Source organism: Dietzia sp. IBK-p2-16D (genome assembly GCF_057773085.1).
The window spans coordinates 1-465 of sequence record NZ_JBYMTL010000049.1 but is presented as its reverse complement, the minus strand read 5'-3'; the positions used below and the strand labels follow the sequence as shown (position 1 = coordinate 465).

The window sequence follows — 465 nt, the reverse complement described above, 5'->3', positions numbered from 1 at the left end:
GCAGGGTACTTTTGCCACCACCGCTGCGGCCCACCACCGCCACAAACTGACCTGCCGGAATATGTAAATCCAGTTGGTTCAGGACGATATTTTCCGCGTAATGTTTGCTTACTGCATTGAGCAACAATGGTGTGCCCTGGTTCAGACGAGCAGTATTCATACCGTGGCCTCCTTCAAATGATAAGCCGGGTTCCAGCGCAACCAGAGGCGCTCTAACAGCTGCGCGCTGACGTCAGCAAGTTTGCCGAGCAGGGCGTAAAGAATAATAGCGACTACCACCACGTCCGTTTGCAAAAACTCCCGCGCATTCATCGCCAGATAACCAATGCCTGAATTGGCAGAAATGGTTTCGGCAACAATCAGCGTCAGCCACATCAGGCCCAACGCAAAACGCACGCCGACCATAATTGAGGGCAGGGCACCAGGCAGGATCACATGGATAAACAGCGGTATGCCGGATAATCC

Annotated in this window: 1 protein-coding gene; it reads right to left on the bottom strand. The window is 53.3% G+C overall.

Translation table 11 applies throughout. The annotated features are described in order from the left end of the window. Positions 1–156: 156 nt before the first annotated feature. Positions 157–465 (bottom strand): ABC transporter permease subunit (locus AC3DE3_RS17280; protein ID WP_488370850.1); only part of this gene is annotated, 309 nt, incomplete at its 5' end.